The sequence below is a fragment of the Chryseobacterium sp. JK1 genome, from assembly GCF_050632815.1.
Taxonomy (GTDB): domain Bacteria; phylum Bacteroidota; class Bacteroidia; order Flavobacteriales; family Weeksellaceae; genus Chryseobacterium.
This window is the reverse complement of the sequence record NZ_JBODRU010000002.1, coordinates 617,062-630,028: the sequence shown is the minus strand read 5'-3', so window position 1 is coordinate 630,028 and position 12,967 is coordinate 617,062. Positions and strand designations below refer to the sequence as shown.

11 protein-coding genes and 1 riboswitch are annotated in these 12,967 nt (G+C 36.6%); of the genes, 4 read left to right on the top strand and 7 right to left on the bottom strand.

The features are described 5' to 3' along the window. Positions 1-100 precede the first annotated feature (100 nt). Positions 101-424 (bottom strand): DUF6660 family protein, encoded by a 324-nt coding sequence (locus ACQ76T_RS15860; RefSeq protein ID WP_431344266.1) that lies wholly within the window; start codon positions 422-424, stop codon positions 101-103. Position 425: 1 nt separating this feature from the next. On the opposite strand from ACQ76T_RS15860, the gene ACQ76T_RS15855 reads away from it, so the two are divergent. Together ACQ76T_RS15855 and ACQ76T_RS15850 are read left to right on the top strand one after the other, a co-directional pair. Beyond that, a complete protein-coding gene (locus ACQ76T_RS15855) occupies positions 426-986 on the top strand; it encodes a hypothetical protein (protein ID WP_431344265.1) in 561 nt (186 codons plus the stop codon). A gap of 34 nt (positions 987-1,020) precedes the next feature. Further along, positions 1,021-1,458: a hypothetical protein gene (locus ACQ76T_RS15850; RefSeq protein WP_431344264.1), complete on the top strand. Its 438-nt coding sequence runs from the start codon at positions 1,021-1,023 to the stop codon at positions 1,456-1,458. Positions 1,459-1,564: 106 nt separating this feature from the next. Here the strand turns inward: ACQ76T_RS15850 and ACQ76T_RS15845 are convergent, their stop codons facing one another. Continuing rightward, positions 1,565-3,058, bottom strand: a complete 1,494-nt coding sequence (locus ACQ76T_RS15845; RefSeq protein WP_431344263.1) for a RagB/SusD family nutrient uptake outer membrane protein — start codon at positions 3,056-3,058, stop codon at positions 1,565-1,567. Positions 3,059-3,075: 17 nt separating this feature from the next. Further along, positions 3,076-6,009, bottom strand: a complete 2,934-nt coding sequence (locus tag ACQ76T_RS15840; RefSeq protein ID WP_431344262.1) for a SusC/RagA family TonB-linked outer membrane protein — start codon at positions 6,007-6,009, stop codon at positions 3,076-3,078. Positions 6,010-6,092: 83 nt separating this feature from the next. Further along, positions 6,093-6,189, bottom strand: a riboswitch (SAM riboswitch). A gap of 243 nt (positions 6,190-6,432) precedes the next feature. On the opposite strand from ACQ76T_RS15840, the gene ACQ76T_RS15835 reads away from it, so the two are divergent. Next, on the top strand, positions 6,433-6,840 hold the full coding sequence (locus tag ACQ76T_RS15835; protein WP_431344261.1) for a type II 3-dehydroquinate dehydratase: 408 nt from the start codon (positions 6,433-6,435) through the stop codon (positions 6,838-6,840). A 67-nt stretch (positions 6,841-6,907) separates the two neighbouring features. After that, entirely contained in the window at positions 6,908-7,348 is a 441-nt protein-coding gene (locus ACQ76T_RS15830; protein ID WP_431344260.1) for a hypothetical protein, read from the top strand. A gap of 47 nt (positions 7,349-7,395) precedes the next feature. Here ACQ76T_RS15830 and pckA read toward each other — a convergent pair whose 3' ends face one another. The 4 genes from pckA to ACQ76T_RS15810 form a co-directional block, all read right to left on the bottom strand. Continuing rightward, on the bottom strand, positions 7,396-9,012 hold the full coding sequence (gene pckA, locus ACQ76T_RS15825; RefSeq protein ID WP_422694504.1) for a phosphoenolpyruvate carboxykinase (ATP): 1,617 nt from the start codon (positions 9,010-9,012) through the stop codon (positions 7,396-7,398). A 127-nt stretch (positions 9,013-9,139) separates the two neighbouring features. Continuing rightward, positions 9,140-10,045 (bottom strand): GYDIA family GHMP kinase, encoded by a 906-nt coding sequence (locus tag ACQ76T_RS15820; protein ID WP_431344259.1) that lies wholly within the window; start codon positions 10,043-10,045, stop codon positions 9,140-9,142. A 12-nt stretch (positions 10,046-10,057) separates the two neighbouring features. Continuing rightward, positions 10,058-10,933 carry an ACP S-malonyltransferase gene (fabD, locus tag ACQ76T_RS15815; RefSeq protein ID WP_422694502.1) on the bottom strand — a complete coding sequence of 292 codons (876 nt, stop codon included), beginning with the start codon at positions 10,931-10,933 and terminating at the stop codon, positions 10,058-10,060. 70 nt (positions 10,934-11,003) lie between these two features. Then, positions 11,004-12,950: a LysM peptidoglycan-binding domain-containing protein gene (locus ACQ76T_RS15810; protein ID WP_431344258.1), complete on the bottom strand. Its 1,947-nt coding sequence runs from the start codon at positions 12,948-12,950 to the stop codon at positions 11,004-11,006. Between the last annotated feature and the right edge of the window lie 17 nt (positions 12,951-12,967).

Here is a 12,967-nt window from a genome sequence, read left to right as displayed (position 1 = left end):
TATACAATACTGCAGCAAAAATATCCTGAAAACATCTGCAATGGTATTGCAAAGTTTCAAGCACCGGTTAGAAAGATAACTTTCTAAAAATCAATAAAAATTAAATTTTAGGAGGTTGCCAGATAGGATCGTAAATCTGGTAAGCGAAATCGTTTTTATGAAACAGAATTTTCTTTGAAAAATAAGCGGGAATCTGCTCCGGGATTTCTAATAAGGGATCCATTTTAAATGCAGACACTGTCATCTGACAACAGCTGCAGGCACACAGCGGAGAACAGATATCTCCTTTGTCTGTAGTATGTGTTTCGCCAATACTTAACGAAATCTTCTTTTGCCCTGAATTGAAGGGATGAGACACGTCTTCACAAGGCATTAATGATAACGCCATGAAATAAATTGCCAGTATCCATCTTAACAGGTTCATTGTGACAAAGGTAGAGATTTTTTCTAAAATAGATCATCAAAACCGTAACAATAGAGATAAAATCCTTATCATTGGCGTTATAAAAGCCCGTATGAAAATCTATTTCCCGTCTATCATTTGTCTTCTGATCGTTTTTATGAGCCTCACTTCATGTCGTAATAAGAATACAATTGATCAAGATTCCACATTTGTGTATAGCAACTTAACCGATACTTATGATTCCCAAACAGATTCTTTTACAAGAAACTATGATTCTCATAAGACCACTGTAAAGCTTCATTTAACGAAAGAGGAAAAAGGGAAAATTCTGGAGGCTTTTTCTGAAAACGGTTTTCAAAATCTACCTGGGACAATTGATTGTACTACTTGGGGTTATCATCCTAAAATATATGACAGACTCAGCCTGAACACTATAAATGTAGAGTATATTCATAATGTTGATAGGAGCTGGTTTTGTTATAATGGAAAAAAGTTTGATAAGATCTATACAATTATTGAAAATATTATTTTCACTAAAAATGAAATCAAACAATTGGAACCTTCTTCTATTGCTTATGAGTAAGAAACATATCCTCCTATTCGGCATCTGTTTAACAATGTTATCCTGTGAACAAAAGGAAGTGCTTGCCAAAGATATTTCAATTAAAACATTAACCCGAAATCTTTCTACCATTAAAGGAACTGATATCTACACAAGCTTTATGATGATAGAGGACGATACTTCCGACACGCTCAGGTTTAAACTAACCGATAAGGATTGGGCTATTTTGAACGAAAGTTTTGACAGAAATCAAATCCATCTGATCAATAATAAGACTAAGATAGGGGAAGAAGTGAACTCTGCAACCATGTCACAACATATTAAGATCAGAACCAATAAAAGACTCATTTCTGTAGAGTATGATTATTATTTCGCTCGTGAGAAAGCTTTGTTTGACACGATAAAGACCATCAAGTTTAAAAAATTTATGCGAACTGTTGATTCACTAGTCTATTTCAGATCGAAGGAAACCAATTCATCAAATTTTAAATAATCAAAATATATCATAGGAAGTGATTGAGTGTTTTATTTTCTACACTAAAAAAGCCACCGCAAAAGCAGTGGCTTAAAAAATCAAATCTAACTATGAACCTTATATTTTATAGATTCGGATTATTCTCAGATTCTCGCTGAGGAATACTGAATAAATAGTAATTACTGTTGGGTATAAAAGCGGACTGATCTGGGAATGAAAACACAGAATGTCCTTTTCCATCCACTGTTTTCGTTACTCCCTCGGGAGTGGTAATCTGAACTTTGATTGGTTTCCCGTCTGCATCTACAAATGGTTTTCTTTCTACGGATCCCTGAGTTCTGATAATATCGGACAGAGAAAATCCTTCTCCGAATAATTCTTTTCTTCTTTCAAGCAAAACTGCTTTTATCACATCATTTTGTGCCAGTGAACCACTGTAGATATTCGCTTTTCTCGTAGATTTCAATTGGTTCAGAACGGCTACGGCCTGAGATACGTTTCCATTTCTTGCTTCTGCTTCAGCTTCAATCAGATACATTTCTGCAGATCTCATGTAAACAATATCTGCAATGAGGGTAGATTTAAATTTGAATTTAGCATACCTCAACAATCCTTCTCTTCCTTTAAGCCCATCCCATGAAAACAGCTGATATCTGATATCATTGGTATCAAATAAATCTTTAAAATAAGGATCGGCCATAAAGCTGTAATAATAACTTCCTGATGAAGACACATCTAAAAAGTGGAAGGCATAACTTTCGTCCGACTGTTCCTGTGTTTGCTTATGCCCCCAGATCCATTCTATATTATCGATATCATTGAATCCTTCGCTGTATTTTTCCGGAGCCATCAAAGGATATCCTTCTCTTGCGATTTTAGCGGATGCAGATGCTTTAGCCCATTCTCCGGTATTCAGATATGTTCTTGCTAAAAGTCCGTTTACTACATTTCTGTTGATCTTATCTTTGTTATTTCTTGTATAATTTTTCAACAGATTGTCTGCGTCTGTAAGATCACTTTTAATCAAAGTATAAATTTCTTCCAGGCTTGCTTTTTTCTTTCCCGGTGTAGCTGTAGTGGAAGGCTCTGTATAAATAGGAGCCGTTAAAGCCGTTTTATCTTTAAGGTAACTGAACTGATAAAAACTGGCTATATTCAGATAACAGAAAGCACGCAATGCCTTTGCCTGAGCTTTTACCTGATTTTTCTTTTCCTGACTTCCTTCTGTACCATCAATTTTTGCAATAACATTGTTCATATTATTAATGGCAGAATACAACATAGACCAGATGAACAATGGTCTTCCAGCGGTATTGTTCACCATCTCTGTGAAGTCATAGGTAGATGAGAATCCATATTTATTTCTAAGTACAGCGACATCACTACCCATGGCATCGCTGGCTCTTAAAACTGTTGAATAACCAATATTTGCATATGTTGTTCCATCATTATTAAATTTCGCCCATGTTCCGTTGATCACCGTTTCTGCACTTTCTGCTGTTTTAAAAACCTCAACACTGCTGGCCTGATCTGTAGGAGCGGTATCAAGATCTTTCTCACAGCTTGTAAGCGACCATAATCCGATAAGCGCAAAAGATAAATATTTTAAATTTTTCATTGTTTCAATTTTAAAGATTAAAGCGTTGCCTGAAGTCCAAAAGTAATGGTTCTCATCGCAGGATATCGGTAATAAGTGGTACCATCCAGCGCCTGTTCAGGATCCATTCCTTTATGTTTATAAAAGGTCAGAAGGTTTTCTGCCTGAATATAAATTCTGAATTTTTTGAGCCCGATTTTTTCAAAATAATCAGAGGGCAGTGTATATCCTAAGCTTACATTCTTAAGCCTTGCATAGGTTCCTGAATATAAAAACCTTGAAGAAGTGGAAGTCCAGTTATTAGTGGCTGTACTTAATACCGGAACATCTGTATTGGTATTATCCGGAGTCCATCTGTTCAGCATTTCGGCACTCCAGGAACGTCCTCCGGCGCTTCCGTTATGCATGATTGAAGTGTAATCCGTATCCAGGATCTTCCCTCCTATTTTAAAGGTCAGCAATCCTGAAAAATCAAAGTTTTTATAGGCAATACTCGTGCTTATCGCTCCTGTTAATTTTGGCAATGCAGAGCCTTGTAAAATTTTCGTTGCTTTAGCGTATTCTGAAGTTGTTCCTTCTACCGTATTTCCGTTAGCATCGGTAGAAATCGTTTTCCATAGAGGCTTTCCGTTGCTTGGATCTACCCCTACCCATTCCTGAATAAAGAAATCGTATACAGAACCTCCTTCTTTTAAAAGTTTGCTTCCTACAACAAGGGGGCCTTTCGGCATTTTCAATACTTTATTATTTAAAGTACTCAGGTTCACGTCTACATTCCATTCGAAATCTTCATTTTTGATTGGTGTAGTAAATAATGAGAACTCAAAACCTGTATTCTGTATGGTTCCTACGTTGGCAGGATAATCACTGATTCCCAATGAAGGGGCTACAGGCACATTAAACAGAAGATCCTGGCTTTTTCTTTTAAAATACTCTACGTTACCTTTAATTCTGTTTTTCAGAATAGAGAATTCCAAGCCTACATTGAGGTTAAGATTGGTTTCCCATTTCACATTATCGGTTCCTACTTTTTCTAAAGTGGTTCCGGCTTCTCCGCCAAGAGGAGAAATTCTGTATAACTCCTGATAAGCATAGTAAAGAGGCTGTCCGTTTGGACGCAATAATTTGTCATTTCCTTGTCCACCGTAACTTGCACGCAATGTCAGTTGGTTGAAGAAATTCAGGTTTTTGATGAATTCTTCATTTGAAATTTTCCACGATCCGCCCAAAGACCAGAATTTCCCCCATCTGTTATCCGGAGCAAACCTTGAAGAACTGTCAGCTCTTCCTGAAGCAGAAAGGAAATAGGTATTGTTAAAATCATATTCCACTTTCCCCAGAAAACTTAATAGACTAAGCTGATCGCTGTTTCCTCCAAAATTCACCAATAAAGAAGCGGCATCCGGCTCATAATAATAAGGCAGGGAGAAACGGCTTCTGGTCCCGGAAATTGTTTGATAGTCGTATTTATAGAATTCATGACCTGCCAAGACATTTACATGGTGTTTTCCGAATTTTTTGTCATACGTCAGAATATTACTGGTTGTGTAAGACAGTGTTCTTGTATTTGATCGGGTTACTGTTCCACCAATCTCAGCACTTTCTCCCAACAGCGGATTCGAATAATAGTGTCCGTTATAATTTACCAAATCTACTGAAAAGCTGCTCTTGAATCTTAATTCCGGTAAGAAAGTAAATTCCATAAACCCTTTTCCTGAAAAGTTATCTTCCTTGTTTTCATTCTTATCTAAAGGTAAGGTAGCTGCGGCATTTTGGTTCTGAAGGGCACTTGTAGGCCTGTATTTTCCAAAATCATAAATGTTATTCCCATTAGCGTCTAATATGTAAGATCCGTCTGGATTTCTTTCATAGTAAGGATAAAATGAAGGAATAAATCTTGCCGCATTGATGATATTACTTGACTTGGAATCTGAAGATGTAGGCGCATTCTGAATACTGTTGGTATAGCTTAAGTTCACTCCTACGTTCAGCCATTTTTTCACTTCAGAATTAATCTTTAGTCTTGTATTATATCTTTTGAATCCTGATTCGATAGCCATCCCTTTATCATCCAGATATCCTAATGAAAAGAAATAGTTGCTTTTCTCACTTCCTCCACTGATATCCAAATCCACCTGATTTCTTGAAGCAACTCTCTGTAAAATATCTCTCCAGTCGTCATTCCAGAGAGCAGTTGCACCTGGCAGTAATTTTCCGTCTGTTCCTACTGGTCGTGAATAATTAGGTCCATATGGGTTTATTCCCAGAGTGGAAACCAAATTATCGGATGCCATTTGTGCAGCCTGCTGAGAAGAAATCTTATCGGACTTATACCCGTTTCTCAATGCTTCCCAATACAGCTGGAAATACTGGTCCGTATTCACCTGCTGATAGTCTTTGACCGCTCTGCCTGAAAATCCCTGACTGATGTTAAAGTTTACTTTCGCTTCTCCTTTTTTTCCTGATTTTGTTGTAATAATGATGATTCCGTTGGCCCCTCTGGAACCGTACAATGCACTTGCTGTAGCATCTTTCAGAACACTTATAGATTCAATATCGTTAGGACTTATTGCGTTCAGGTTTCCATCAAAAGGAATACCGTCTACTACATATAGCGGATCACTGGAAGCACTTACCGACCCAACCCCTCTGATTCGGATGGTAGAAATTGCCCCCGGCTGTCCTGAAGCACTTGTGGTTTGAATCCCCGGTACCTGTCCTTCCAAAGCTTTGGTAATATTGGTTACGGGTCTATTATTGATTTTATCGCTTGAAATAGTTGCTACTGAACCGGTATAGCTGTTTCTTTTGGCTTTACCATAAGCTACCACTACCACCTCATCAATCTCCTTTTCACGGAGGGTATCTTTTTTCGGTTTGGAAGTCTGCCCGCTTACATTTGCAATTCCTAAGAAAAATGCAGCCACTGACGGAATCCAAACTTTAGAATTAAATAAAGTTTTATTAATCATAATCAATTTTATTTACCAAATATTAAAATTTTGCCCCTTGCAGAAAAGTCAGCAAAGGGCATCGATAAATACGATAAACCAAATGCTTATTTTTCCTTTATAGGCTGAATGTGACACCTTACGCATAGCAGGTTGTCAAGATTTCACTGGGTCAGTTCCCTCCATCTTTCTTTATAAGCCGATCGAAATATGGTTGCAAAGCTATAAACTTTTAGTCTACAAAACAAGTAGACTTATTGTTTTTTCATGATAATTTTTCAAAAATTAACAAAATATTTTATAAAACTCACCAAAATAGCACTTTATAAAAATTATCACTTTGATAAATATGACAAATATCATTATCGATAATTCAATGAACAAAATTGAGATATGATCTTATTTTTTAGCTTTTTAATTGAAAAAACTTTTTAATTTTATAGAATGAAAGTTTTAATTATAAATGGACCTAATCTGAATCTTTTAGGCACCAGAGAACCCGAAATCTATGGAAGCGTTTCTATGGATAGTTATTTGGAAGTTTTAAGAACCGAGTTTCCTTCTCATGAATTAAAATATTATCAGTCCAATATTGAAGGGGAATTGATCAACCGACTTCAGGAAGATGATTTTGATGCGGTTGTTATTAACCCCGGAGCTTTCACGCATTATTCCTATGCCATAGCGGATTGTTTAAAAAATATCCGAAAGCCTAAAGTTGAGGTTCATATCAGTAATATTTATAAAAGAGAGGAATTCCGACAGAAGTCTGTAACAGCAGCTAATACTGACGCCGTTTTATCTGGCTTTGGAATGGATGGGTATAGGTTGGCTATATTGAGTTTGAAGTAATTTTTCACCACGGATGTCGCAGATTTCCACAGATAATTGTGGATAGCTAGATGATTAATGACAATTTATGGAGATAAAAGGTGAAGTTTTTTGTACTTCTATTGGAGTCTATTCTCAGCAATTGACAAAGCGAAAGGCTTATATTATTGAGGAAATGAACCTTCAAAACATAAGAATTTGCAATGATGAGGATAAATTAAAATGGTATTCAAAATATTATTTTAGTTTGGAAGTAGATCCGGAAATCACTGATATTCAAATTGACGATCAAATAGAAAATCCTGAATGTGATGCCATAGAGGTAACGATTGAATTTTCCAATTGTCAGAAATATTGGCTTACTTTCGTCACTCCCAAATATTTAGATAAGATACTGAATGAAGAGCCTTATTTTTCTTCAAGACATTTTATGATTATTAAAAGATTGAGTGAAGAATCGATCAGGTCGACGGTTCGAAAGCTGGATGAACAAAATGAACTGCTTGAAAGCTGTAAAAAATATAAATAATAAAAGAGCCTCATCTGTGATGAGGCTCTTTTATGTATGTACAACTATTAGATAGTTTGTTCTTGTAATTGAGGTCCGGAAGCGATTAATCTTTTTCCTTCTTCAGTATCACAATACTGTTCAAAGTTTTTGATATATCTCGAAGCAAGATCTTTTGCTTTTTCTTCCCAATCTGAAGCATTTTCGTAGGTATCTCTTGGATCTAAGATTCCTTCAGAAACATTTGGAAGTGCTGTAGGAATCTCAAGATTCATGATTGGAACCTGAGTTTTAGCAGCGTTATCAATAGAACCGTCGATAATTGCATCAATGATTGCTCTGGTATCTTTCAGAGAAATTCTCTTTCCTGTACCATTCCATCCTGTATTCACCAAGTATGCTTTAGCACCGTGTTCTTTCATTTTACCGATCAATGTTTTTGAATACATTGTTGGGTGTAATGTAAGGAATGCTTCACCAAATGCAGGAGAGAAAGATGGCTGAGGTTCAGTAATTCCTCTTTCTGTTCCAGCTAATTTTGAAGTATATCCGCAAAGGAAGTGGTATTGTGCCTGATCTTCGTTAAGGATAGAAACTGGAGGAAGTACTCCGAATGCATCCGCAGAAAGATAAACAATCTTCTTAGCATGACCTGCTTTAGAAGGCAATACAATTTTGTTGATATGGTAGATTGGATAAGAAACTCTAGTATTTTCTGTGATAGATCCGTCTGTGTAATCTGCTACTCCATTGTTAACAACAACGTTTTCAAGAAGCGCATCTCTTTTAATCGCTCTGAAAATATCCGGTTCTTTTTCTTCTGATAAGTCGATTACTTTAGCATAGCATCCTCCTTCATAGTTGAATACTCCGTTGTTATCCCAACCGTGCTCGTCATCACCGATAAGGTATCTTTTTGGATCTGCAGATAAAGTTGTTTTACCTGTTCCTGACAGACCAAAGAATAAAGCTACATCTCCTTTTTCTCCAACGTTTGCAGAGCAGTGCATTGAAGCCATTCCTTTTAATGGAAGGTAGTAGTTCATCATGGCAAACATACCTTTCTTCATCTCACCTCCGTACCAAGTACCTCCGATGATCTGTAGTTTTTCAGTAAGGTTGAACATCACGAAGTTTTCAGAATTCAATCCTTGTGCTTCCCAGTTCGGATTGGTTGTCTTAGAACCGTTGATTACAGTGAAATCTGGTTCACCAAAGCTTTCAAGCTCATAGTGAGAAGGGCGGATAAACATATTAGTAACGAAATGCGCCTGCCATGCCACTTCAACGATAAATCTAACTTTAAGTCTTGTATCTGCATTGGTACCGCAGAAAGCATCAACTACATAAATTTTCTTGGCATCAGCAAGTTGGTTCAGCACTAGTTCTTTACAAGACGCAAAAATTTCTGTCGTAGTAGGTAAGTTTACTTTACCATCCCAGAAAATAGTATCTCTTGTAACATCATCCTGAACAATATATCTGTCTTTAGGTGAACGACCTGTGAAAATTCCTGTTTTTACTGATACTGCGCCAGATTCCGTAAGCTCAGCTTTTTCAAACCCCTGATTTTCAGGAGAAACTTCAGCCTGATATAATTCTTCGTAAGAAGGGTTATACACTACTTCATAGTTTCCTTTAATCCCTAATTTCTCTAAATCCTGGATGATTTTAGTGTTTTTCATTTTACTTATATTTTCTATTTCTTTATTGCTTTCAACAAAATTAATATTAATTATTTGTTAAAGACGGTTTAAATATACTGATATAAGTCAGAATGACAAATAAAAAAAGAATATTGTAAGATATTGATTATAAATCAATTATATTTTTCCATTCAAAAACAGTTGTAAAACCTTTCTCCCAAAAATAGTCTTTATAGTCCCCAAATTTGGCACTCATCACAAAATCTCCGCCCCATGCGCCTAAACTTTTGACAAATGCGGGACAGTCTGCAAATAGCTTCTCTTTAACTGTCGGAATTTCAAGAAAATTAGAAATTTTTTGCTCATGAAACATCATTAGTTGAGAAAAATTTTCCAATTCATTGCATAACAAAATTTTTCTTGTGATATTCGAAAATTCTTCAACCAATTCCGGAGACTTATTTTTTGACTTGTAAAAATTGATTCCTTCACGGCTGTCTTGCTTTTGATTTAAATGAATAAAAATCAGTTCATTTTTAAAGGAAGGGTTAAAATCTACTTTTTCATATTTAATTTCCGGTTTGCTCTGAAAAAGCACGGCTGACTTTTCTTTTGCCACTGCAATATCGTATCCGCTTCCACCCAGGCTGATTGTATTCAGATGAAAAGGATCAATTCCTGCCCATTCAGCCAGATTGTTCATCAAGGTAGAACTGCTTCCCAATCCAAAATCTGCAGGAAACTGAAGGTTAGTTTTTAAATGGTAAGTCGTATTATTTTTGAATTTAGTATCAGAAAGCAGCTGAACGTTTTTTAAAGTCTTAGTAATAAATTCAGCGCTTGATGGAATATTGGTTTCCAGAATCTGCCAATTCTTATAATCAATGACAGTGGTTAGCCATAGTCTGTTTTGATGATAGGCTTCCCAATAGATAAGAGCCTTTCCCTCTTCTTTTTCTTCAAAAAAAAACTCTTGTCCCAGCCTGGTTGGTACCGCTAAGACAAGAGCTCCATCGATTGCGAAATATTCTGAAGTCAGCATAAGCTTTCCCGGTGAAAAAATCGCGCTCATATATTGTAAATTTTAGATTGCAGAAGCAACTTCTACAGATCCGTCAATCTTTTTGATCAATCCCTGAAGAGTTTTCCCAGGTCCTACTTCAATAAAGTTAGACGCCCCGTCTTTAATCATATTCTGTACAGACTGAGTCCATTTTACAGGACCAGTAAGCTGAGCAATAAGGTTTTGTTTGATTTCATCAGGATTTGTCACTGCTGTAGTCGTAATATTCTGATAAACAGGAATTGTTGCTTTTCTGAATTTTGTTTTTTCGATCGCCGCTGCCAATCTCTCTTGAGCAGGCTGCATTAATGGTGAATGGAATGCTCCGTTTACAGGTAGTAATAAGGCTCTTTTTGCTCCTGCTTCTTTAAGTTTTGCACAAGCTTCTTCTACTGCAGGTGTTTCTCCTGAAATAACAAGCTGACCTGGGCAGTTATAGTTTGCAGGAACTACAATTCCACTGATTTGTGCGCAGATCTCTTCTACCTTAGCATCTTCCAATCCTAAAATAGCTGCCATTGAACTTGGATTTGCATCACAAGCATCCTGCATAGCCTTAGCTCTCTCGGATACCAATTTCAAACCGTCATCAAAAGATAAAACGCCATTAGCTACCAACGCTGAGAACTCTCCCAAAGAGTGTCCTGCAACCATTTCAGCTCCTAAACCGTTTACAGCTTTTAATGCTGCTACTGAATGTATAAATATTGAAGGCTGGGTAACCTCTGTTTTTTTAAGATCCGCGTCCGTTCCGTTGAACATAATGGAAAGAATGTCGAAACCTAAAATTTCATTGGCAGATTCCATCAGATCTTTAATATCTTTTCTAGAATCATACAATTCTTTTCCCATTCCTACGAACTGAGAACCCTGCCCTGGAAATACAAGTGCTTTCATGTATTGAATTAAATATTATGCAAATATAACTATAATGTTAAGAATATTCCTGTAAACAGATATAAATCATTTACGGAACTAATCTAATTACTCTATAGCCTGTATTTACATAAGCCCCATTGGCTTTTGATTTTACGAACTCAAACTTAGTCGCAAGCTGAGTCTGTACTTTGTTTATCTGTTTAAAAATTTCTCCTTTCTTGTTTTCTCTGGTTAACATATCATTAACGACATCGAATCCAACGATGGCATATTTAGGAGGAGTTTTACAATATTTAGCTTTGTAAGCTGCAAGAATTTCTTTTTCAAAGTTTCCTTCTGTATTGATCTTTCTATCCATTAGATATACCAGACTTGCCTGGCTTAGCTCATCTACTTTCTTTTCGAAAGCGGGTGAATAGAACATACTGAAAGCTTTCACCCCCTGTACCTCTTTGGAAAGAGTAGCTATTTTATTAGCAAAAGCTTCTCCTGCACTATTATCATCATTCGCCAAAATAGCAATTACCGGAGCAGACTGCCCTGTCATCATATTCTGATCCAGTTGAATATCTGTCGGAGAGTTTACGATCAGGACATCTGCATTTTTCACTGCTTTTTCAAGACCTGAACGAATGTAGTTAGCATTTTCTTTTTTCGCATCTGCCACTACATATATTTTCTGATTGGAATAGATTCCTTTTACTTCTTCAACAATCTTATCAGCATAAGTCTGATTGTTTGTTTCAACGATGATAAGGTTGTTGTAGTTATATAGTTCCGGAGTATTTGCAAATGGTGCTACAACCGGGATTTTTTGATTTTTAGTAAAATCCAGAACATCGATCACGTTAGATTTAAAGAACGGACCGATAATCAAATCTGTATTATCCGGATTGATCTGAGTTAAAGAGCTCTTGAAAGAAGCTTCATTTCCTGAATCTACAATTTTGATATCCAGTTTCTGACCGCCTCTTGCATTTCTTTCGATAGCCAGTTTTGCCCCTGTTAGGAAATCCAGTGCCATCGCTCTGTATTGTGTTTCGTTGGTACTGTAACCAAATGGAAGCATCATTACTACGCTTAGAGCATCCCCATTTTTCTTCACATAAGCCGGGTCCTGTTTTTTAATCTTTAAAACCATTCCAGTTTTTAAACCACGGGAAAGATCTGGATTAAGAGCAATCAGCTCATCAATAGAAACTCCGAATTTATTAACGATTGAGAAAACCGTATCTCCCTGCTGAACAGTATAGGTAACGTAATCATCTCCAGCAATAACATTTGAAGTTGACGATTGTTCGTTTCCGGAATCCATCTTTTCTTTTGGATTCGCTACCGGTTCAGAAGAGACCGTTGTATCGGTATTTGATTTTTTTATTTTGATAGACTCACCAGGCTTTAGTCCTTTTTCTTCCAACCCTGGGTTTAAAGTGAAAAGTTCCTGCTGAGTAATTCCAAACTGTTTTGTAATTCTATAATAATTATCCTTAGCCTGAATCACATAGTTACTTCCTTCCGCAACAGCTACAGGAGTTGTTGTTACCGGTTTTTCTGTATGAACTTCTGTTGGTTTTTCTGCAACCACAGCGTGCTGCTCACCACCGTATTTTTTAATGCTTGCAAGAGGTAGCGTAATTTCATCTCCAATCTTCATATGAGAATCCAGTTCAGGATTCAGTTTTCTAAGATCTGTTTCAGAAATTCTGTATTGTTTTGTAATTCCGTAGATTGTTTGCTTAGGCTGTAACACAATTTTGCCTAGTGAAGCACTTGAAGGTGCTTTTTCAACAGGAACAGTTTTTGTAACTACGGGAACAGGAGTTGCTGCTTTATCTGACTTAACAGTTAAAACGTCCCCAATAGCCAGCTTGCCATCTTTGTGTTTTGGATTTAGCTTCAGCAATTCATCTACAGTTATGCCATACTTTTTTGCAATGTTGTAAGGGTTATCACCTTGCACAACCGTATGTGATTTCTGGGCTGAAACTCCCAAAACCATACATAAACTTGATAGAATAAAAAACCTCTTTATCATATTCGATAATTATAATT